Origin of the sequence: Streptomyces sp. SID10853 (genome assembly GCF_010548145.1) — a bacterium.
GTDB lineage: Bacteria > Actinomycetota > Actinomycetes > Streptomycetales > Streptomycetaceae > Streptomyces.
The window spans coordinates 1-20,511 of sequence record NZ_JAAGLN010000063.1 but is presented as its reverse complement, the minus strand read 5'-3'; the positions used below and the strand labels follow the sequence as shown (position 1 = coordinate 20,511).

Here is a 20,511-nt window from a genome sequence, read left to right as displayed (position 1 = left end):
CGCTGCTCTCTCAGTTGCCGCCGGGGCTGGTGGTGGCGGGGTCCCCGTCGGCGTCCCCGTCACCGACCGCCCGGCTGAAGTCGGTGTGTACGGCGTCGGTCTGCGCGAACTTGTTGTTCGTCCAGTGGTACGTCAGGACGTCCTCGCTCGACGCGTACGACATCGAGTCGCCCTTCGCGTACTGCTGCTTCGTCACCACGAGATCGCCCCGGTCGATCTCGGAGTAGACGGGCGCGGCCTCCGAGGCGAAGACGTTCTTGTACGAACCGCCCTGCGCACGGTAGACGTAGGTGGCGACCCCCACCGCACTGCGGCACGTCATCACATTCACCACGACATCGGCCACATCACCGCCGGTGAGCCGTGCGTACGAGACGTCGACCGGGTAGTCGCTGCCCGAGCAGGGCTTCAGATCGCGCTTGACGGCCGTGCTGACCGTCGCGTCCTGCTTCAGGAGCGCCACCGCGTTCACCCGCTCGCCCGGCCGGGTGGCCGCCGCCGACCCCGGCTCCTTGGTGGGCGCGACCGCGGGCACCGAATGGGCCGCCCCTTCGTCCCGCGTCCCCGTGCCGCCCGAGTCGCAGCCGGCCACGAACAGCCCGACGACGGCGAGCCCGGCCACCGCCGTGACGCCCGCCGCCAGAGTGCCGCTCCTCGTCCTGGCCGCTCTGCTTCCGGCCGTTCTGCTTCCTGCTGTTCCGTCGCCGGCTGTCCTGCTTCCGGCTGTCCTGCTTCCGGTCGGCGCGCCGCGACCGCCGTCGTGCCCGGGGGCGCCCGGACCGTCCGCCGGGTCCGAGGGGTCCGCCGGGTCCTCCGGGTCCTCTGTCAGGCCGCGCACCGCTCCCGCCCCATCTCTTGTTCCCCACGGACCAGCGCACGCGCGTCGATGTCCCGGCTCTCCAGTTCCTGCCGGAGCCGCGCAAGGGCCCGGTGCAGGGTGCTCTTCACCGTACCGGCAGACATACCGAGTGCGGCAGCCGTCTCCTCGGTGCTCATCTGCTCCCAGTGTCGCAGGACGACCACACTGCGCTGCTTGGGAGCGAGCACCTTCAGGATGTCCATCAGCAGCGCCCGGTCGGCGTGCTGCTCCGTGCCGTCCTCGACGCTCGCGTCGGGCAGCTGCTCGGTGGGGACCTCCTCCAGCCTGCGGGCCCGCCACCACTCCGTACGGGTGTTGATCATGACGCGGCGCAGGTAGGCGTCGGCCAGCGACTTGTCGGCGATGCCCTCCCAGCGGCGGTAGGTGCGGGCCAGAGCGGTCTGCAGCAGATCCTGGGCGTCGACGGGGTCGGGCACCAGCCGGCGGGCGCTCCGCAACAGGGCGTCCTGCCTGGTGCGTACGTACTCCTCGAATTCGAGCACCTCACCGTGCGCCATAGCCAACCGCCTCCGTCGTTCCCCGTGTTCACGCTGTTCTGTGGTCTGTCCACGAAGCTATGGGGGCGTTGTCACGGAGCTGTGCGTACCAGCCGTCGGCGGACGCACGGCTGCCCATCGATTGTGTAACGGAGATCAGCGAGATCAGGTTTAAAACGGGAACAGGCGATTCCAGCCGGGCGGCCGGCCGCCCGGTTCAGCTGAGCGGAAGCCGGTAGACCCCGTCCGCCAGCGGCTCGACGAGCCCGTCGGCGACCAGTCCGTCCAGCGCCCTGGCCCGCTGCACCGGCTCGTGCCACACCGCGTCGAGCTGCGACTGCGGCACGGGACCCGGCGCGTCCCGCAGCACCGCGAGGAGCTTGCCGCGCACCTGGCGGTCCGTACCGGCGTACGTCTGTCCACGCCGCGGTGCCCCGGCGTGCGCCGGTTTGCCCGCCAGCCGCCAGACGCACTGCGCGGCGATCGGGCAGCGCTCGCACGCGGGGCTCTTGGCGGTGCAGACCAGCGCGCCCAGCTCCATGGAGGCCGCGGCCCAGCGGGCGGCGGTGGTCTCGTCGTCGGGGAGCAGGGCGCGGGCGAGCCTGCGCTCGGCGGCGGTGGTGGCGTTCGGCGGGTACTCGACACCGGCGACCGCGCGGGAGAAGACCCGCCGCACATTGGTGTCCAGGACCGCATGGCGCCGCCCGTACGCGAACGAGGCCACGGCCGCCGCCGTGTACTCACCGATCCCGGGCAGCGAGATCAGCTGCCCGTGCTCGGACGGCACCTCACCGCCGTGCCGTTCCGTGATGGCCTGGGCCGCTCCGTGAAGGCGCAGAGCGCGGCGCGGATATCCGAGCCTGCCCCAGGCGCGGACCGCCTCGCCGGGAGGCTCGGCCGCCAGATCGGCCGGGCGCGGCCAGCGCGCCATCCACTGCTCGTACACCGGCAGCACCCGTACGACGGGGGTCTGCTGGAGCATGAACTCGCTGACCATGACCCCCCAGGCGCCCGCGTCGGGCCGGCGCCAGGGCAGATCGCGGGCGTTCGCGCCGAACCAGGTGATGACGGAGGAGTGCAGTCCGGCGGCGGCCCGGGCATCCGGCAGACCGCCGGAACCGGCCTCGGTGACAGCGGCGCCGGGGACAGGAGCGCCAGAAGCAGCGGTGTCGGAAACAGCGGCGTCAGAGGCGGCGGGGTCGGAAACAGCGGCGTCAGAGGCGGCGAAGGAGGGAGAAGAGGGAGCAGCAGGCGTCGAAGTCTCAGTGGTTGCAGTCATGGCACGTCCAATCCTCTCAGTTCCGGGTACCCGGCCCCGCGAACCAGGCCGCCACGCTGATGTCACTCGCCCTGGCCGTCTCCACCAGCGACCGTACGGGCCGGGTCAGCCCCTCGATGACGAGCAGCCCGATCAGCGCGCCGAGGAGCAGCCCGACGATCACGTCGTGCGGATAGTGCACCCCGACGAACACCCGCGAGAAGGCCATCAGCACCGCGACCGGCACGGTCAGCCACACCAGCCGCACCATGGCGAGGGACAGACCGACCGCCGCGGCCGCCGCGATGATCGAGTGGTTGCTGGGGAAGGACCAGTCGCCCGGCGCCGGACAGTCGATCAGTGGTCTCATCGCCCCGGCGACGGCCCGGCACGGACGCTCCTCGTGGATCACCGACTTGAGCACCTCGCTGAAGACGTACGCGATGGCCGTCCCCAGCGGGGCGATCAGCGCCAGCGCCATCGCCTGCGCGGACGCCGTACGCGCCCGCCACCACACGAGGACGAACAGCACGGCGAAGAGCAGCAGTCCGCCCTCGGTCCACAGCTCCATGAGCTGCTGCACCCAGGAGGGCGTGGAGTGGGCGAATTCGAGGATGTTTCGGTAGAGCTCGGAAGAACTGTCCATGGTGACGGACAGTATGAATCATCCCGCAGCGGTGACCACGAGCGATCGTCCCCGCCTCCGGTGGACTGCGACCGGGGCACGGGGTGTGGTCTGCGGAATGATGATCCGTAAAAGTTGTACGGACGGCGGCGGGTGGGGCCTGAGTTGGGTCTGATCTCTCGTACAGTTTGCGCCGTGGGATCTATGCGCAATCCGGTCGGGCCGCTTCCCTCCTCCATCTACTGGCGACGGAGGGCAGTAGCGGCGACTCTGGTTGCGCTGCTCGCCCTTCTCGTCGTGTGGATGGTCACTTCGGGCGGCGGTGGAAAGCACGGCAGTTCGGGCGCGAAGGGGGCCAACCCCGCGCCCTCCATCACCCCGGGCCCCTCCGGATCGGGCCCCGCGATCAGTGGGGCGCCGGGCGGTACCGGTGGTTCGGGTGACTCCGGCGGGTCGGGTTCGGCCTCCGGCTCGGACGCGGACGCGGGTGCGGGCTCGGGCGGATCCGACGGCGCGGGCTCCGGCGGTACGGATTCGGGTGGCGGCGACGGCGCCAACGGCACGGGCGGCAGCGGCGGTTCGGGCGGCGGCGGTACGGCTGTGAGCGGCGGCCGGCGGGTCCCGGCGGGCTCCAGCCTCCCCGACTGCACTGCGGGAGCAGTCCAGTTGACGCTGCACAACCCCAAGAACAGCTATCCCCCCGGGGAGAAGCTCACGTTCGACCTGATCGCCAAGAACACCTCGGGGACGGCCTGCAAGGTCGACTTCGGCCCCAAGGCGACTGTGTTCACGATCACATCGACCACGGACGACGAGGTCGTCTGGTCGTCCAAGGACTGCCCCAAGGACGGCGCGTCCCTGCTCATCCAGGTCCCGGCCAACAGCACGGTCAAGCACACCGTGGAGTGGGACCGCAAGAAGTCGGCCCCGAAGTGCACGAAGCCTGGCCCGAAGACGGCAGGCCCCGGCACCTACCTGGTCGAGGCGAAGGCCCCCGGGATGCCCCTCAAGCAGACATCAGTGGTCCTGTCGAAGGACTGACAGAGCGACATAAGGACTCTCGGCGGGCAATCAAGCCCCTCCTGGGGGCACCTCCCAGCGTCAGCTGGGGGAGATTGAGGAGCGGGGTCCGGGGCGGGGCCCCGAAAAGGCCCCGCCCCACACCCCGGGCCACCGCCTAGACGTACCGCTCCAGAATCGAGGACTCGGCAAGCCGCGAAAGCCCCTCCCGGACGCTCCGCGCCCGAGCCTCCCCGACCCCGTCCACGGTCTGCAGATCGTCCACACTGGCAGCGAGCAGCTTCTGCAGCCCGCCGAAGTGCTCGACCAGCCGCTCGATGATCGCGCCGGGCAGCCTCGGCACCTTGGCCAGCAGCCGGTATCCGCGCGGCGACACCGCCGAGTCGAGCGTCTCGGGAGAGCCGCTGTACCCCAGCGCCCGTGCCACGACGGGCAGTTCGAGCAGCTCCGTGTGGCTCAGCGTGTTCAGGTCGACCAGCGCCTCGGAGACCGTACGCGAACGCTTCGCCGTCGGCTCCGGGACGTAATCCCTGACCACCAGCTCCCGTTCCGGCTCGACCCCCGCGATCAGCTCGTCCAGCTGGAGCGAGAGCAGCCGGCCGTCGGTGCCCAGCTCCACCACGTACTCGGCGATCTCGGTGGCGATCCGGCGGACCATTTCGAGGCGCTGCGCGACCGCCGTCACGTCCCGGACCGTCACCAGGTCCTCGATCTCCAGCGCGGAGAGCGTGCCCGCCACCTCGTCCAGGCGGAGCTTGTACCGCTCCAGCGTGGCCAGCGCCTGGTTGGCGCGGGACAGGATCGCCGCCGACTCCTCCAGGACCCGGCGCTCCCCGTCCACGTACAGCGCGATCAGGTGCATCGACTGCGATACGGAGACGACGGGGAAGCCGCACTGCTTGGAAACCCGGTCGGCCGTGCGGTGGCGGGTGCCGGTCTCCTCAGTGGGGATCGACGCGTCCGGGACGAGCTGGACGCCGGCCCGGAGGATCTTGGTCAGATCCTTGTCGAGGATCAGCGCGCCGTCGAGCTTGCACAGCTCCCGCAGACGGGTCGCGGCGAACTCCACGTCCATGACGAAACCGCCGGTGCACATCGCTTCGACGCTCTTGTCCATACCCAGGACGATCAGTCCGCCGGTGTTCCCGCGGAGGATGCGCTCCAGGCCGTCGCGCAGCGCGGTGCCGGGCGCGACAGCGCTCAGCGTGGCACGCATCAGCGCTTCATTGCCGGACGAGCTCCCGCCGGATCTCCCGGGTGCTGCTCGGTCATTGGCTGCCACTGCACTCCTCCGGCTCGTACGGACAGGCGAGACCAGGGCAAAGTCTACCGGCGCACTCACTCGTCCTGAGGCGCGCGGGCCCTTGAACGGCGCGGAAGGGCCCGCAGCGCGTCTCCCATGTCCGCCACTTCGATGACCTTCATGCCCGCGGGGACCTTCCCCGGGTCGGTCGGTACGAGGGCGTGGGTGAAGCCGAGACGGTGGGCCTCGGCGAGTCTGCGCTGGACCCCGGTGACCCTTCTGACCTCGCCCGCGAGCCCTACTTCGCCGATCGCCACCAGGTTCTTCGGGAGCGGGACGTCACCGGCGGCGGAGGCCAGGGCCAGGGCGACGGCCAGGTCGGCGGCCGGTTCGGTGAGCTTCACGCCGCCGACCGTCGCCGTGTAGATGTCGCGTTTGCCGAGGGCGCTGATCCTGCCGCGCTGTTCGAGGACGGCGAGCATCATCGAGACCCGGGAGGTCTCCAGACCGGATGTGGTGCGCCGGGGCGAGGGGATCTGCGAGTCGACCGTGAGTGCCTGGACCTCGGTGACCAGGGGGCGCTTGCCTTCCAGGGTGACCGTCAGACAGGTCCCCGGCACCGGTTCGTCACGGCGCGTCAGGAAGAGCCCGCTCGGGTCGGCGAGGCCGGTGATGCCCTCGTCGTGCAGCTCGAAGCAGCCGACCTCGTCGGTCGCCCCGTACCGGTTCTTGACGCCGCGGACCAGCCGCAGCCGGGCGTGCCGGTCGCCCTCGAAGGACAGCACGACGTCCACCAGGTGCTCCAGGAGCCGTGGCCCGGCGATCGCGCCGTCCTTCGTGACGTGCCCGACGAGCAGGGTGGACATCCCGCGCTCCTTGGACGCGCGGATCAGCGCGCCCGCCACTTCGCGCACCTGGGCCATGCCGCCGGGCGCGCCGTCCAGCTCGGGTGAGGCCACAGTCTGTACGGAGTCCAGGACCAGCAGGGAGGGCTTCACCGCGTCGAGGTGGCCGAGCACCGCTGCGAGGTCCGTCTCGGCGGCCAGATAGAGGTGGTCGTTGATCGCGTGGATCCGGTCGGCGCGCAGCCTGACCTGGCTGGCCGACTCCTCGGCCGTCACATAGAGCGTGCGGTGGTCGGCGCCGGCCGCCTTCGCCGCGACATCGAGCAGCAGGGTGGACTTGCCGACGCCAGGCTCGCCCGCGAGCAGCACCACGGCGCCCGGCACCAGGCCGCCGCCGAGCACCCGGTCCAGCTCGGCGACCCCGGTCGAACGGGCCGTCGCCGTACGGCTGTCGACCTGGCCGATGGGGACCGCGGCGCTGCTGACGGGACCGGCTGCCGTCGTCCGCACGGCGGGCCCGCCGCCCTGCTCCTCGACCGTCCCCCATGTCTGGCACTCGGGGCAGCGGCCCAGCCACTTGGCCGTCGTGTACCCGCATTCGGTGCAGCGGTAGGACGGCCGTTCTCTGGTCTTCGCACGGGTGGCCATGGCGCCACCGTAACCGGCCGCACCGACAGCGGGCCCCGTGGCTGCGGCGGCGGGCGGACAGCCGGGTGACCCGCAAACGGAATCTGAGATTCCTGTCCCCTTTTGAGCGATACGTTCACCCGTAAGGATTAAATGCCCTCAAGAGGTGCTAGGAGGCGGCTATTACCGGCCTACCGTCGGCCGGGTGACGAGCAGCAGACTGGAGAACCCCACGCACACCACCGGCGCACACCGGGCGCACCGGCGCGCACCCCACCCGTCGGAACAGCGCCCGCCGGTCCGTTACGAGGCATATCTGGACGGCATTTTCACCTACTGCCTCTCCGTACTGTGCGACCACACGGCGGCCACCGCCGTCCTCGGTGAGGTGCTCGCCGTCGCGGAACGCCAGTTCAGCCGCTGTCCATCGGGCGAACAGAGCCGCCGCGCCTGGCTGTACGCCCTCGCGCGCTGGGCCTGTCTGCGCAAACTCGCCGAGCAGAAGCGGCTGCGGCCCGGCGCGCACTCCGGGCGTACGCCGGAGCCCGAGCCCCAGTCCGCGCCCGAGCCCCCGGAGACGGCCGAGACCGCCGAGCGCAGGCGTCGCGATCTGGCCACCCTCGCCTGGCCCGAGGCCGCCGGCACCACCCCCGAGCAGCGCGAGGCGCTGGAGCTCGCGGTACGCCACCGCCTCGGCCCGCGCGAAGTCGCCGCCGTGCTCGGCCTGGAGCCCGCCGCCGCCCGCGAACTGCTGGCCGCCGGAGCCTGTGAGGTCGAGCGGACCCGCGCGGCCCTCGCCGTCGTCGAGACCGGCAACTGCCCGAGCGTCGCCCGGCTCACCGGCGACCACCGGGTCCTGCTCTCCACGGCGCTCCGCCGCGAGCTGGTGCGGCACGTGGACGACTGCCCGCGCTGCCGCCGGGTCGCCGAGCGGGCCGGAGCGGCGGGCCCCTGGCCCGGCTCCACCGTCACCCCGCCCACCCCGGCGGCCCTGCCGCTCGTCGTGGCGGAACGATCCGCCGCATACGCGGCGATGCTGCACGCCCCCCGCGGCCACGCCCCGCGCTTCGGCCGTACCGGCTTCCCGCTGGACCCCAAGGACCGCGCGGCCCGCCGCGACCGGCTGCGCTCGCGGGCCGTGACGACCACCGTCGTCGCGACCGTCGTCGCCGCTCCGGTACTGGCCCTGTGGGTGGCGTACCGGCACGCGCCCTCCACCGGCGAGGGGCACGGCGGTTCGGTGACGACGAGCGAGGCGGACGGCCCGAGCGACAACGGCGCGAGCCCGTACGACCACTACGAGAACGCGGGCAACGCCCGTTCCCAGCACACCCCGTTCGCCGACGACAGCAGCTCGCCCGACGTGTCGGTCGAGGTCGTCAGCCCGGACGCGGGGAACAAGAAGGCGGGCGGCGGATCGGTGGCCCCCGGCGGCCTCACCGTCACGGCCCGCGCGTCCGGCGGCCGTACGTCGATCACCCTGACCAACGGCGGCGACCGGCCGCTCTCCTGGTCGGCCGCCAGGAGTGCGCCGTGGCTCTATCTGAGCAGCGCGTCGGGCGTCCTGTCGCCGGGCGGCTCGACCACGATCCAGGTCTACGTGGACCACCGCGGCGAACCGGCGGGCGCCTGGTCGGCCCGGATCGCCATCGACCCGTCGGGCGCGGTCGTCTCGATGCACGGGTACGGCCGGGGCGGCGGAAGCCAGGGGCCGGGCCACGGGCATGGCCACGGCCATCACGGCCACGGCAGCCCGACCCCGTCGAACGGCCCGACGACGGGACCCGCGCCCTCGGGCAGCCCGACGCCCACTCCGACACAGTCGGACCCGACGCCCAGCCCCACCCCGACCGTCTCGGACCCCCCGACGACACCGACCCCGTCGGCCCCGGACACGCCCTCACCGTCGTAACGGCACAACGGCACAACGGCACAACGGCACAACGGCACAACGGCACAACGGCACAACGGCACAACGGCACAAGAGCAGAGGGAAGCAGGGAAGCAGGGAACAGAGAAGCAGGGGGGCGCAGAACCAGCAGCCCTACCGCGGGTCGGCCGGATGCGGGGCCATCGGCAGCAGCGCGGCGACCCGCTCCTCGCACAGTTCCACCAGCCGCTCGTACGCCGGTGCGCCCATCAGCTCGATCAGCTCCGGCCGGTACGTCACATAGACCGGATCGCCCGCGCCGTGCGCGGACGTCGCTGACGTGCACCACCAGTGCAGATCGTGACCGCCGGGACCCCAGCCGCGCCGGTCGTACTCACCGATCGAGATCTGGAGCACCCGCGACTCGTCGGGCCGCTCGATCCAGTCGTACGTCCGGCGGACCGGCAGCTGCCAGCAGACGTCCGGCTTCGTCTCCAGCGGCTCCTTGCCCTCACGCAACGCCAGGATGTGCAGCGAGCACCCCGCGCCGCCCGCGAACCCGGGCCGGTTCTGGAAGATGCAGGAACCCTTCCAGCGACGGGTCTGCCGCTCCCCGTCCTCGTCGAGCTGGACCCACCCCGACTCCGTACCGACGTCGTGGAACTGCCAGAGGTCCGGCGTCAGCCGTTCCACATGACCGGCCACCCGCTGCTCGTCCTCCTCGTCCGAGAAGTGCGCGCCCAGGGTGCAGCAGCCGTCGTCGGCGCGGCCCGCCTCGATGCCCTGGCAGCCGCTGCCGAAAATGCAGGTCCACCGTGAGGTGAGCCAGGTCAGGTCGCAGCGGAAGACCTGTTCGTCGTCGGCGGGATCAGGGAACTCCACCCAGGCGCGGGCGAAATCCAGACCCTGCTCGTCACTGGCCCGCTCGGCACTCTTCGGCTTCGGCTGCCCGGCAGTTTTGCCCGGCTTCGCCTTTTTCGTCTTCGGCACGTCCCCAGCGTACGGGGACACCACCCCCCTCAGCCCGAACGGCCACCCGCTTGCACCCGCCCAGTAGCGTTCCGCCCATGAGACTCGGAGTCCTCGACGTCGGTTCGAACACAGTTCACCTGCTGGTGGTCGACGCCCACCCCGGCGCCCGCCCGCTGCCCGCGCACTCGCACAAGGCGGGCCTGCGCCTGGCCGAACTCCTCGACGCCGAGGGCGCGATCGGCCCCGACGGCATCGACCGGCTGGTCACCACCGTCAACGACGCCCTGCAGGCCGCCGAGGACAAGGGCGCCGAGAGCGTCCTGTCGTTCGCCACATCCGCCGTCCGCGAGGCGACCAACGCCGACCACGTCCTCACCCGGGTACGCGCCGAGACCGGTGTCGACCTCCAGGTCCTCACCGGCGCCGACGAGGCCCGGCTCACCTTCCTCGCCGCGCGCCGCTGGTTCGGCTGGTCCGCGGGCCGGCTGCTGCTGCTCGACATCGGCGGCGGCTCCCTGGAGATCGCGTACGGCATCGACGAGGACCCCGACGCGGCCGTGTCGCTGCCGCTCGGCGCCGGCCGGCTGACGAGCGCCTGGCTGCCGGGCGATCCGCCCGACCCGCAGGACGTCAGGGCGCTGCGCCGCCATGTCCGGGCCGAGATCGCCAGGACCGTGGGGGAGTTCACCCGCTTCGGCAGACCGGACCGGGTGGTCGCGACCTCCAAGACCTTCAAGCAGCTGTCCCGTATCGCGGGCGCCGCCCGCTCGGCCGACGGCCCGTACGTGCCCCGCGGGCTGAGCCGTAAGTCACTGGAGGACTGGGTCCCCAGGCTCGCCACGATGACCTCGGCCGAGCGCGCCCAGCTCCCCGGGGTCTCCACCGACCGCGCCGGACAGCTCCTCGCGGGAGCGCTGGTCGCGGAGGGGGCGATGGATCTGCTCGGCGTCGACGAGCTGGAGGTCTGCCCCTGGGCGCTGCGCGAGGGCGTCATCCTGCGCCGCCTCGACCACCTGCCCGTCAGATAGGGCTCCCGGTCACCTGCACCGGGCAGGGCTCCCGGTCACCGTCCTGCCGGGCAGGGCTCCCGGCCACCGTCCTGCCGGGCAGGGCTCCCGGCCAGGGTGCGGCGGTGCGGTGCGGCCGGTCTTGTCGGGCACGGCCCGATCCGGAGGGAGACAGCCGGGGCACGGCCCGTACGCTGTCTCCCGTGGCAGATCCAGTGGTGCGCATCCCGGATGCGAAGGTCGCGCTGTCCACGGCCTCCGTGTATCCGGAGTCGACGGCGACGGCCTTCGAGATCGCCGCACGCCTCGGCTACGACGGCGTCGAGGTCATGGTGTGGACCGACCCCGTCAGCCAGGACATCGAAGCGCTGCGCAGACTCTCCGACCACCACCGCATGCCGGTACTCGCGGTCCACGCGCCGTGTCTGCTGATCACCCAGCGGGTCTGGTCCACCGACCCCTGGACCAAGCTCAAGCGCGCCAGGTCGGCCGCCGAGCGGCTCGGCGCTTCCACCGTCGTCGTGCACCCGCCCTTCCGCTGGCAGCGCACGTACGCCCGTGACTTCGTCGAGGGGATCTGGCGGATGGCGGACGAGACCGACGTCCGCTTCGCCGTCGAGAACATGTACCCGTGGCGCTACCGGGACCGCGAGATGCTCGCGTACGCCCCCGACTGGGACGTCACCCACGACGACTACCGCCACTTCACGGCCGACCTCTCGCACACCGCGACCGCCCGCACCGACGCGATGGCGATGATCGGCAGGATGGGCCCGCGGCTGGCCCATGTGCACCTCGCGGACGGGCGCGGCTCAGGCAAGGACGAGCACCTGGTGCCCGGCCGCGGCACCCAGCCCTGTGCGGAGCTGCTCGAAGGGCTCGCGGGCAGCGGTTTCGACGGCCATGTCGTCATCGAGGTCAACACCCGGCGCGCGATGTCCACCGCGGAACGCGAGGCCGACCTGGCGGAGGCACTCGCCTTCACCCGCCTCCATCTGGCCACCCGGGCCCGCCACCGCTGACCCGGCCTGGTCCGGACGGAAGACCCAGTCGCCTTCCCCGGGTCCTCCGGCGTCCTCCGGCGTCCTCCGGCGTCCTCCGGTATCCGGGTATCCCGTAATCCGGACGCCGAGTCCGGATCTTGGAGCGCAGGCGTACGCTCGACGGCAGTCACATCTGCCTAAGGAGCGAGCCACGATGCCCGAGCTGAGGTCCCGCACAGTCACCCACGGCCGCAACATGGCGGGCGCCCGTGCCCTCATGCGAGCCTCGGGGGTAGCGAGCGCGGACATCGGCAAGCCGATCATCGCGGTCGCCAACTCCTTCACCGAGTTCGTGCCCGGCCACACCCACCTCCAGCCGGTGGGGCGGATCGTCTCCGAGGCGATCAAGGCGGCGGGCGCGGTGCCGCGTGAGTTCAACACGATCGCCGTGGACGACGGCATCGCGATGGGCCACGGCGGGATGCTGTACAGCCTGCCCTCCCGCGACCTGATCGCGGACAGCGTCGAGTACATGGTCGAGGCGCACTGCGCGGACGCCCTGATCTGCATCTCCAACTGCGACAAGATCACCCCGGGCATGCTGATGGCCGCGCTGCGCCTCAACATCCCCACGGTCTTCGTCTCCGGCGGCCCGATGGAGGCCGGCAAGGCGACCCTGGTCGACGGCACGGTCCGCAAGCTCGACCTGGTCAACGCCATCAGCGACGCGGTCGACGAGAATGTCTCGGACGAGGACATCCTCCGTATCGAGGAGAACGCCTGCCCCACGTGCGGCAGCTGTTCGGGCATGTTCACCGCCAACTCGATGAACTGCCTGACCGAGGCCCTGGGCCTGGCGCTCCCCGGCAACGGCTCGGTGCTCGCCACCCACACCGCCCGCAAGGCGCTGTACGAGAACGCGGGCCGCACGGTCGTCGAGATCGCCAAGCGCCACTACGAGCAGGACGACGAGACCGTCCTGCCGCGCGCCATCGCCGGCCGGGCCGCGTTCGACAACGCGATGGCGCTGGACATCTCGATGGGTGGCTCCACCAACACGATCCTGCACCTGCTGGCCGCCGCGCAGGAGGCCGGACTGCCCTACGGGCTGGCCGACATGGACGAGGTCTCGCGCCGCGTCCCGTGCCTGTCCAAGGTCGCGCCGAACGTCGCACCCGGCGGCACGTACTACATGGAGGACGTGCACCGCGCGGGCGGCATCCCCGCCATCCTGGGTGAGCTGTACCGGGGCGGCATGCTCAACGAGGACGTGCACTCGGTCCACTCGCCTTCGCTCGCCGACTGGCTGAAGACCTGGGACGTGCGCGGCGGCTCCCCGTCGGCCGAGGCGGTCGAGCTGTGGCACGCGGCGCCGGGCTGCGTCCGCTCCGCCGAGGCGTTCTCGCAGTCCGAGCGCTGGGACACCCTGGACACGGACGCGGCGGGCGGCTGCATCCGCGACGCCGAGCACGCGTACTCCAAGGACGGCGGTCTCGCGGTCCTCAAGGGCAATCTGGCCGTGGACGGCTGTGTCGTGAAGACGGCCGGTGTCGATGAGTCGATCTGGACCTTCGAGGGTCCGGCCGTGGTCTGCGAGTCCCAGGAAGAGGCCGTCGACAAGATCCTCCGCAAGGAGATCACCGCGGGCGATGTCGTCGTCATCCGCTACGAGGGCCCCAGGGGCGGCCCGGGTATGCAGGAGATGCTCTACCCGACGTCGTTCCTCAAGGGCCGCGGCCTGGGCAAGGTCTGCGCGCTGGTCACCGACGGGCGCTTCTCCGGCGGTACGTCGGGGTTGTCGATCGGGCACGCGTCTCCCGAGGCGGCCGCGGGCGGCACGATCGCGCTCGTCGAGGACGGCGACCGTATCCGTATCGCCATCCCGGACCGCTCCATCGAGCTGCTGGTCTCCGACGAGGAGCTGGCAACACGCCGGGCCGCGCTGAACGGTGTGTACGCCCCGAAGAACCGGGACCGCAAGGTCTCGCAGGCGCTGAAGGCATACGCGGCGATGGCGACCAGCGCCGACCGCGGCGCCGTCAGGGACATCTCGAAGCTCGGCTGACCACCGGGGGCGCCTCGCCGCGCCCACGCGTCACCACGCCTCACCACCCGCCGGACCTGCCCGGGCACTCCCCTTTTCGTCACTGTGAGTGCCCGGGCAGGTGCGTTACGCTGCCCCCTTCCCTGCCATGGTCACAATTGGGGGCACCATGCGTCAGTTCATCCACCGGCCGGCCGTCATCGCGGCAGCCGCCGCGGTCTTCGCGGCGATCGGCATCATCCCGGCGACCGCCGCGACCGCCACCTCTGCACCCGCGGCAGCCACCGTGCGGGCCGCCACACCGGCGAGTATCTGCGGATCCGGCTACCGGGAGATCGATTCCCACACCTTCACCAACGGGCGGGTCGAATTCGCCCGCGTCCACCTCCTCTACAACGCGAGAACCGGATACAACTGCGTCGTCACCGACCACAGCCGCGCCACCGCGGGCATGTCCCTGACCACCGGGGCCTGGATCGACGTCCAGGGCGACGGCAAGGGCCAGGCCAGGAACCAGGGCGGTTTCTCCTCGTACGCAGGCCCGGTGCGGCTCAAGGCCACCCACTCCTGCGTGAAGTGGGGCGGCATGATCGAGGCCGGCGTCGGCACGTACACGTACACCAGCCCGTGGTCCCACTGCGGCTGACAGCCACAGCTCGCCCCACCTGCTGAAATCCGCCCACTGCACCCGGCGGCCGTCCGCCGCCCGGCAGCGGGGGATAATCGGCCCCGTGAGCGACAAGGGCGAGAACGGCGAGAACAGCGACACCGGCCGCACCGGCGACGGCACCGCGAAGACCGCCCTCCCGGGCGGCCGGAGCGGCAGGCCCGGCCAGGACCGTACGCCCGGCGGGCCGCAGCCCGAGACCATCCGTTTCTTCGGCACGACCTGGGTCGGCCACGACAACGGATACGGGGTGCGGCGCGCCGCGGTCGCGGCCGGCGCCCTGATCACGACGGTCGCCGCGTGCTTCGTGATGCGGCTCGCCTACCAGGGCGTGCAGACCGCCGACATCGGCAGCTTCGCCTCAGCGCTCTTCATCGCCGTCTTCGCCGTCTGCAGCGCCGTCGCCTTCGCCCGCACCTGGGACGGCTTCCGCCGCCGCCCCGCCGACCCGGCCCGCGAGGAATCCCTGCGCAGCCTGAAGGCGATCGGCTTCATCGGCTCGCTCCTGGCGTACTTCGTCCGCTCCCTCACCGAGGCCCCCGGCGAACAGCTGCGCCGTACCGAGTACGAGACGGCAGCCGCGGCATACGAGAAGCGCCGGGGCGCCCGCGCCGGAAACCCGGCGGCCCGCAGAAAGCCCAAGGCCAAGTCCAGGCGCGGCTGACCTACGCCGTACGCACCAGGGACCGCCCGGGCGGCCCCTGCCCCGTCCTGCCTCTGTTCCCGGCGGCCGCGCACCACGAAGATGTCAGACATGACGGAACTCGCACTGTCCTCGGACCCGGTCGCCGCCCAGTACGCCGCAGCACGCCCCGGATACCCGCCCGCGCTCTTCGACGCCGTCGAAGCGATGGCGCACCGCTCGCTCAAGGGCGCCCAGGTGGTCGACGTAGGCGCGGGCACCGGCATCGCCACCGGACTGCTGCGGGACCGCGGCGCCGACGTCGTGGCGGTCGAACCCGGCCCCGGCATGGCCGCACAGCTGCGCTCCGGCCTGCCGGACGTACCCCTGGTGCAGGGCGTGGGCGACGCGCTCCCGCTCGCCTCGGGCTGCGCCGACTTCGTGACGTACGCGCAGGCATGGCACTGGACGGAACCGACCCGCTCCGTCCCCGAAGCCCTGCGGGTCCTGAAACCGCGCGGGGTGCTGGCCCTCTGGTGGAACCTCCCGGACCCGTCCGTCCGCTGGGCCGCCGACCAGGAGGCCCGGCTGAAGAGACGGCTCCCCGAGTACTACCGCTACGGGGCGGCCCCGAAGGCACCCGTGATCATCAAGACCCTGTACGACGGCCTGACCCCGGCCTTCCGCCGCCTGCAGTGGTCACGCGAGGTGGACATCGACACGCACATCGCCCAGCTGGGCAGCCGTTCGTACGTGGCGGCGGCGCCCGAGAAGAAGGCGGCCCCGGCACTGGCGGACGAGCGCGCGGAACTGCTGCGGATCTTCCCCGAGGGCAGAGTGCGCGAGGAGTACGTCATCAACCTCACGGCAGTACGGAAACCGGCCGACTGACAGCGCTCACGGGTGTCACCCCCGCCGCCCTCCGTACCTCCCGACCAGGCCCACCACGCCACCGACGACAACCCCGCGCCACACCGCGTCACCCAAACTGCTGAAAAAGCTCTCCGATCCCAGCAGCTGGCGCACCACAAGGTCACTGACAGCCATCAGCGCGGCGGGCACGGCCGCGACCCGCCAGGGGTGCGCGGCCGACCACCGCCCGATCCGACGGTCGGCCCCCGCCTGCCTCCCGCCGAGCGCGGCCCCCGCCCCGCCCACGATGAAGAACAGGGACAGCGCGACCGAGACCGCGGTGGTCACGGTGTGCGCGCCCATCCCCTCGGCAAGCGCCGCGATCCCCAGCGAGACCGCACCGCCCATCGCACCCACCGCCGCGGCGGACCGCCACGGCCCGAGCGTCGCGGCGGCGACGGCCAGGCTCCGCTGCTCGGCCCCGGACATCTCGGGCCCGGACTTTCCAAGGTTCTGCGTCATGTCTCAACGGTCCGCCGCCCAGCTCGCGAAAGCCATGGGGGATGCCCCTGACGCACCCCGGAGGTGAGGTCGAAAACCCTGAGACGTGGGCAGAATCGGCGTATGACAACCACCTCGCGCGCCCACTCCTTCAACGCGGCCGCAGCCGCCTACGCGGCGAACCGCCCGTCCTATCCGCCCGCCCTCTTCGACGCCGTGGAAGAACTCGCGGGCCGCCCGCTGACCGGCGCCCGGGTCGCGGACATAGGCGCGGGCACCGGTATAGCCACGGCGCTCCTCCACGAGCGCGGCGCCCGGGTCGTCGCGGTCGAGCCGGGCGACGGGATGACGGAACAGTTCCGCCGCACCCTGCCCGGCGTACCGATCGTGCGAGGCGACGGGAACAACCTCCCGCTCGCCGACGCGTCGGCGGACTTCATCACGTACGCCCAGGCATGGCACTGGACCGACCCGGCGCGCTCGGCACCCGAGGCGATGCGCGTCCTGCGCCCCGGCGGCGCGCTCGCCCTCTGGTGGAACGTCGCGGACCGCGCAGTGGACTGGGTGGCCGACCAGACGACCAGGATCCAGCGCTTTTTCGGGGACTTCGACATCGTGCTCGGCGCCCACGGCACGGCGGAGCGGACGCGCGAGACGGGCGGCCTGGACTTCACCGACCGCACGGTGCCCTGGACCCGCGAGGTCTCCGTCGAGACCCACCTGGCCAACCTGGCCAGCCACTCGGTCTTCCTGGTGGCGGGAGAGAAGGCAACGAGAGAATTCCTGGACCGCGAGCGGCCCGCCCTGATGGAGATCTTCCCGGAGGGCGTGATCAGGGAGGCGTACGTGGTGGACCTGTGCGTAGCGACCCGCTGAGACAGCGGGCCGCCCTTTTGTCTTTCACCCCCTCCGGCCTTCGATGAGCGAGGTCCGGGGCGGAGCCCCGGTTACGGGAAGTGAGGCCCCCCGGCCGAAGGCTGGGGGAGGGGAGGGGAACAGGCCCGCCGCAGGCGGCACCCACCCGCACTCACGGACGCGTCGCCACACCCCCCGTACCACCGCTCGGACACCCACCCACCCCGACAGGCCCCGATGCGAGGATGACCCCGTCAGACGCACAGAGGCACAGACGCACAGGCCCCGACCGGCGAGGTGAACAGAGCCATGGCCCAGACAGTCGCAGTCCTAGGCACAGGCAAGATCGGCGAAGCCCTCCTGAGCGGAATGCTCCGCGCAGGCTGGCCCCCCGCCAACCTCCTCGTCACCACCCGCCGTCCCGACCGGGCAGCAGAACTCCGCACCCGCTACGGCGTGGAGCCGGTCACCAACCAGGAAGCGGCCGAGCGCGCCGACATCCTCATCCTCACGGTGAAGCCGCAGGACATGGGCAAGCTCCTCGACGAACTCACCCCACACGTCCCCGCGGACCGCCTCGTCATCAGCGGCGCCGCCGGCATCCCCACCTCCTTCTTCGAGGAGCGCCTCGCGCCGGGCACCCCGGTGGTCAGGGTCATGACGAACACCCCGGCCCTGGTGGACGAGGCCATGTCCGTCATCTCGCCCGGCAGCCACGCGACGGAAGCGCACCTGGCCCACGCCGACGAGATCTTCGGCGGGGTGGGCAAGACCCTCCGCGTTCCGGAGACCCAGCAGGACGCGGCCACCGCACTCTCCGGCTCCGGCCCGGCGTACTTCTACTTCCTGGTCGAGGCCATGACCGACGCCGGCATCCTGCTCGGCATCCCACGCGCCCAGGCGCACGACCTGATCGTGCAGGCGGCCATCGGCGCAGCCGTGATGCTCAGGGACAGCGGCGAGCACCCGGTGAAACTGCGCGAGGCGGTCACCAGCCCCGCGGGCACCACGATCAACGCGATCCGAGAGCTGGAGAGCCACGGCGTACGGGCCGCCCTCATCGCCGCCCTGGAGGCAGCCCGCGACCGCAGCCGCGAACTGGCCTCGGGCAACGGCTGACCGGCCCACCGGGCGAGGCCAGAGACCGCCCGCGGCCGGACACCACCCAGGCCGGCCGGACGCCGCGCCGGGGACAGCCGGCCTTCACGGCAGGCAGCCCCGGCCGGGCCACGGCTCTTACGGCTCCAGCAGCCCCACGGCCCGGTACGCGGCATCGACCGTGGGCCGGGCCATCGCCCGAGCCCGCTCGGCGCCCCGCCTGAGGACCCCTTCCAGATACCCGGGATCGGCGACCAGCGCCGTATGCCGCTCCTGGACCGGCCGCAGCAGCTCCACCACCGCGTCGGCCGTGTCCTTCTTCAGCGCCCCGTACGACGTGTACGTACCGGCGAGCGCCCCGGGCTCCTGCCCCGTGCAGGCCCCGAGCACCTCCAGCAGATTGGCGACCCCGGGGCTCGCGGCCCGGTCGAAGACGACCTCCTGCCCGCTGTCGGTCACGGCCCGCATGACCTTCTTGTGGATCACGGCCGGTTCGTCCAGCAGATAGACGATCCCCGCACCGGACGCCTGCGACTTCCCCATCTTCGACGTGGGGTCCTGAAGGTCCATGACCCGCGCGGCCACGGCCGGCTCCGTCGCCTTGGGCACCACGAACGTGTGCCCGTAGCGCTGGTTGAACCGCACGGCCAGATCCCGGGTCAGCTCGACATGCTGGGTCTGGTCCTCGCCGACCGGAACCTCATCGGTCGAGTACGCCAGGATGTCCGCGGCCATCAGCGCCGGATAGGTGAGCAAGGAGAGCCGCACACTGTCCCCGGCCGCTTTCGCCTGTGCGCTCTTCTCCTTGTACTGGATCATGCGCCGCATCTCGCCGTCCGTGGCGGTGCACTCCATGAGATAGGAGAGCCGGGCGTGCTCGTCGACGTGGCTCTGCACGAATACGGTGCACTGCTCGGGGTCGAGCCCGGCCGCCAGCAGCAGCGTCGCCGCCTGCCGACTCAGTCTCCGTACCCGCGCCGGGTCGTGTTCCATGGTCAGCGCGTGCAGATCCACCACACAGAACAGCGCCTCGGCCCGGTACTGGTCGTCCTCGGCCCAGCGCCGCACGGCACCCAGATAGTTCCCGAGCGTCAGGTGCCCGGTGGGCTTGATCCCGCTGAAGATCCGCGTCATTTTCTCCACCTCTCGACAGGGCCGCCGTCACCGACAGCCGGCTCCTGGAGGGAGAAACACGAACGGCCGCCGGAGAGGCGGCCGTTGAACGCATACGCAGATGCAGGCCGCCGTCAGGCGGCCCGCCACCGGAGGGTGTACGCACGCGTCATCATGGGCTCCACTGTAGCGCCGAGCCCGCCGGTCGCGGCGGAGCCGACCCCGGCTTGACACGGGGTTGACAGCTCCGTAATGTTCTCCGAGCTGTCCGACGTGAGCCCCGGCCCCGGCCGGTCCCCGGACAGCCAATCCGCAGCAACCATTCGAACGACCGACGACTTGTCGTGCCATTCGCATGTGCTTTTGCGGAATGAGGAATCCACGTTCGAAAGAACATGACCCCGATTGGCTCGGGCGCCAGGAATCCGCTAATGTCTCACTCGTCGGAACGGCCCAACGGCCGGGATGACAAGCCCCGCTGACTGGGGGTCAGGCCGAAAGGATCTGATAGAGTCGGAATCGCCGGAAAGGGAAACGCGAAAGCGTGGAACTGGAAAGCGGCCCGCCGGCCGGGAATCGGACACGAAAGAGTCTGATAGAGTCGGAAACGCAAGACCGAAGGGAAAAGCCCGGAGGAAAGCCCGAGAGGGTGAGTACAAAGGAAGCGTCCGTTCCTTGAGAACTCAACAGCGTGCCAAAAGTCAACGCCAGATATGTTGATACCCCGGCCCACTTTTTGGTGGGTTGGTGGTTCCTTTGAAAAAGACCTGTTCCGGCCTTCGGGTCAGGGGCAGGCGACACACAGCGAGGACGCTGTGGACGATCAGCCTTATTCCGGTTTGATTGTCCCGCTCAACGCGATGTGGACCCGATTACGGGTAAACATTCACGGAGAGTTTGATCCTGGCTCAGGACGAACGCTGGCGGCGTGCTTAACACATGCAAGTCGAACG

General features: G+C 71.3%; 19 protein-coding genes and 1 rRNA gene. 11 read left to right on the top strand and 9 right to left on the bottom strand.

Annotated features, from left to right (window positions below):
* Nucleotides 1–10: 10 nt before the first annotated feature.
* The 4 genes from G3I19_RS15055 to G3I19_RS15040 all read right to left on the bottom strand — a co-directional run bounded on the left by G3I19_RS15055 (nt 11) and on the right by G3I19_RS15040 (nt 3,260).
* Entirely contained in the window at nt 11–838 is an 828-nt protein-coding gene (locus G3I19_RS15055; protein ID WP_343235106.1) for a hypothetical protein, read from the bottom strand.
* On the bottom strand, nt 826–1,377 hold the full coding sequence (locus G3I19_RS15050) for a SigE family RNA polymerase sigma factor (protein WP_164264093.1): 552 nt from the start codon (nt 1,375–1,377) through the stop codon (nt 826–828). The genes G3I19_RS15055 and G3I19_RS15050 overlap by 13 nt, the downstream gene beginning before the upstream one ends.
* A gap of 196 nt (nt 1,378–1,573) precedes the next feature.
* Nucleotides 1,574–2,635, bottom strand: coding sequence for an A/G-specific adenine glycosylase (locus tag G3I19_RS15045; RefSeq protein WP_239074363.1), 1,062 nt, complete (start codon nt 2,633–2,635; stop codon nt 1,574–1,576).
* A 16-nt stretch (nt 2,636–2,651) separates the two neighbouring features.
* Entirely contained in the window at nt 2,652–3,260 is a 609-nt protein-coding gene (locus G3I19_RS15040) for a phosphatase PAP2 family protein (RefSeq protein WP_164264092.1), read from the bottom strand.
* 183 nt (nt 3,261–3,443) lie between these two features.
* Here G3I19_RS15040 and G3I19_RS15035 point away from each other — a divergent pair, with 183 nt between their 5' ends.
* Nucleotides 3,444–4,280 (top strand): hypothetical protein, encoded by an 837-nt coding sequence (locus G3I19_RS15035; RefSeq protein WP_203599596.1) that lies wholly within the window; start codon nt 3,444–3,446, stop codon nt 4,278–4,280.
* Nucleotides 4,281–4,416: 136 nt separating this feature from the next.
* Here G3I19_RS15035 and disA read toward each other — a convergent pair whose 3' ends face one another.
* Together disA and radA are read right to left on the bottom strand one after the other, a co-directional pair.
* On the bottom strand, nt 4,417–5,541 hold the full coding sequence (gene disA / locus G3I19_RS15030) for a DNA integrity scanning diadenylate cyclase DisA (protein ID WP_164264090.1): 1,125 nt from the start codon (nt 5,539–5,541) through the stop codon (nt 4,417–4,419).
* A 56-nt stretch (nt 5,542–5,597) separates the two neighbouring features.
* The gene (radA, locus tag G3I19_RS15025) at nt 5,598–6,995 is read right to left on the bottom strand and encodes a DNA repair protein RadA (RefSeq protein ID WP_164264089.1); all 1,398 of its coding nucleotides are present in this window, start codon (nt 6,993–6,995) and stop codon (nt 5,598–5,600) included.
* A gap of 184 nt (nt 6,996–7,179) precedes the next feature.
* Here radA and G3I19_RS15020 point away from each other — a divergent pair, with 184 nt between their 5' ends.
* On the top strand, nt 7,180–8,886 hold the full coding sequence (locus G3I19_RS15020; protein ID WP_164264088.1) for a sigma-70 family RNA polymerase sigma factor: 1,707 nt from the start codon (nt 7,180–7,182) through the stop codon (nt 8,884–8,886).
* A 132-nt stretch (nt 8,887–9,018) separates the two neighbouring features.
* On the opposite strand, the gene G3I19_RS15015 is transcribed toward G3I19_RS15020, so the two are convergent.
* Nucleotides 9,019–9,834, bottom strand: coding sequence for a hypothetical protein (locus G3I19_RS15015; RefSeq protein WP_164264087.1), 816 nt, complete (start codon nt 9,832–9,834; stop codon nt 9,019–9,021).
* A gap of 77 nt (nt 9,835–9,911) precedes the next feature.
* On the opposite strand from G3I19_RS15015, the gene G3I19_RS15010 reads away from it, so the two are divergent.
* From G3I19_RS15010 to G3I19_RS14985, 6 genes are all read left to right on the top strand, one after another.
* A complete protein-coding gene (locus G3I19_RS15010) occupies nt 9,912–10,844 on the top strand; it encodes a Ppx/GppA phosphatase family protein (protein ID WP_164264086.1) in 933 nt (310 codons plus the stop codon).
* A gap of 182 nt (nt 10,845–11,026) precedes the next feature.
* Complete coding sequence (locus tag G3I19_RS15005) at nt 11,027–11,845, top strand: sugar phosphate isomerase/epimerase (protein WP_164264085.1); 819 nt, start codon at nt 11,027–11,029, stop codon at nt 11,843–11,845.
* 175 nt (nt 11,846–12,020) lie between these two features.
* Nucleotides 12,021–13,871, top strand: coding sequence for a dihydroxy-acid dehydratase (gene ilvD, locus G3I19_RS15000; RefSeq protein WP_164264084.1), 1,851 nt, complete (start codon nt 12,021–12,023; stop codon nt 13,869–13,871).
* A 148-nt stretch (nt 13,872–14,019) separates the two neighbouring features.
* Complete coding sequence (locus G3I19_RS14995) at nt 14,020–14,496, top strand: hypothetical protein (RefSeq protein ID WP_164264083.1); 477 nt, start codon at nt 14,020–14,022, stop codon at nt 14,494–14,496.
* 223 nt (nt 14,497–14,719) lie between these two features.
* A complete protein-coding gene (locus G3I19_RS14990; protein WP_164264103.1) occupies nt 14,720–15,181 on the top strand; it encodes a hypothetical protein in 462 nt (153 codons plus the stop codon).
* A gap of 90 nt (nt 15,182–15,271) precedes the next feature.
* Nucleotides 15,272–16,030, top strand: coding sequence for a class I SAM-dependent methyltransferase (locus G3I19_RS14985; protein WP_239074361.1), 759 nt, complete (start codon nt 15,272–15,274; stop codon nt 16,028–16,030).
* Between the two features lie 15 nt (nt 16,031–16,045).
* Here G3I19_RS14985 and G3I19_RS14980 read toward each other — a convergent pair whose 3' ends face one another.
* A complete protein-coding gene (locus tag G3I19_RS14980) occupies nt 16,046–16,513 on the bottom strand; it encodes a hypothetical protein (RefSeq protein WP_164264081.1) in 468 nt (155 codons plus the stop codon).
* A gap of 102 nt (nt 16,514–16,615) precedes the next feature.
* Here G3I19_RS14980 and G3I19_RS14975 point away from each other — a divergent pair, with 102 nt between their 5' ends.
* Together G3I19_RS14975 and proC are read left to right on the top strand one after the other, a co-directional pair.
* Nucleotides 16,616–17,368: a class I SAM-dependent methyltransferase gene (locus G3I19_RS14975; RefSeq protein ID WP_164264080.1), complete on the top strand. Its 753-nt coding sequence runs from the start codon at nt 16,616–16,618 to the stop codon at nt 17,366–17,368.
* Nucleotides 17,369–17,656: 288 nt separating this feature from the next.
* The gene (gene proC / locus G3I19_RS14970; protein ID WP_164264079.1) at nt 17,657–18,466 is read left to right on the top strand and encodes a pyrroline-5-carboxylate reductase; all 810 of its coding nucleotides are present in this window, start codon (nt 17,657–17,659) and stop codon (nt 18,464–18,466) included.
* A gap of 117 nt (nt 18,467–18,583) precedes the next feature.
* On the opposite strand, the gene trpS is transcribed toward proC, so the two are convergent.
* Entirely contained in the window at nt 18,584–19,579 is a 996-nt protein-coding gene (trpS, locus tag G3I19_RS14965) for a tryptophan--tRNA ligase (RefSeq protein ID WP_164264078.1), read from the bottom strand.
* 864 nt (nt 19,580–20,443) lie between these two features.
* Between trpS and G3I19_RS14960 the strand changes: the two genes are divergently transcribed.
* A 16S ribosomal RNA gene (locus G3I19_RS14960) occupies nt 20,444–20,511 on the top strand; the annotation flags it as partial.

Excerpts from the sequence above, each read along its gene's own strand:
- G3I19_RS15050 (WP_164264093.1), bottom strand. The coding sequence starts at position 1,377 with ATGGCGCACGGTGAGGTGCTCGAATTCGAGGAGTACGTACGCACCAGG.
- G3I19_RS15045 (WP_239074363.1), bottom strand. The coding sequence starts at position 2,635 with ATGACTGCAACCACTGAGACTTCGACGCCTGCTGCTCCCTCTTCTCCC.
- G3I19_RS15040 (WP_164264092.1), bottom strand. The coding sequence starts at position 3,260 with ATGGACAGTTCTTCCGAGCTCTACCGAAACATCCTCGAATTCGCCCAC.
- G3I19_RS15035 (WP_203599596.1), top strand. The coding sequence starts at position 3,444 with ATGCGCAATCCGGTCGGGCCGCTTCCCTCCTCCATCTACTGGCGACGG.
- radA (WP_164264089.1), bottom strand. The coding sequence starts at position 6,995 with ATGGCCACCCGTGCGAAGACCAGAGAACGGCCGTCCTACCGCTGCACC.
- G3I19_RS15010 (WP_164264086.1), top strand. The coding sequence starts at position 9,912 with ATGAGACTCGGAGTCCTCGACGTCGGTTCGAACACAGTTCACCTGCTG.
- ilvD (WP_164264084.1), top strand. The coding sequence starts at position 12,021 with ATGCCCGAGCTGAGGTCCCGCACAGTCACCCACGGCCGCAACATGGCG.
- G3I19_RS14995 (WP_164264083.1), top strand. The coding sequence starts at position 14,020 with ATGCGTCAGTTCATCCACCGGCCGGCCGTCATCGCGGCAGCCGCCGCG.
- G3I19_RS14985 (WP_239074361.1), top strand. The coding sequence starts at position 15,272 with ATGACGGAACTCGCACTGTCCTCGGACCCGGTCGCCGCCCAGTACGCC.
- G3I19_RS14980 (WP_164264081.1), bottom strand. The coding sequence starts at position 16,513 with ATGACGCAGAACCTTGGAAAGTCCGGGCCCGAGATGTCCGGGGCCGAG.
- G3I19_RS14975 (WP_164264080.1), top strand. The coding sequence starts at position 16,616 with ATGACAACCACCTCGCGCGCCCACTCCTTCAACGCGGCCGCAGCCGCC.
- proC (WP_164264079.1), top strand. The coding sequence starts at position 17,657 with ATGGCCCAGACAGTCGCAGTCCTAGGCACAGGCAAGATCGGCGAAGCC.
- trpS (WP_164264078.1), bottom strand. The coding sequence starts at position 19,579 with ATGACGCGGATCTTCAGCGGGATCAAGCCCACCGGGCACCTGACGCTC.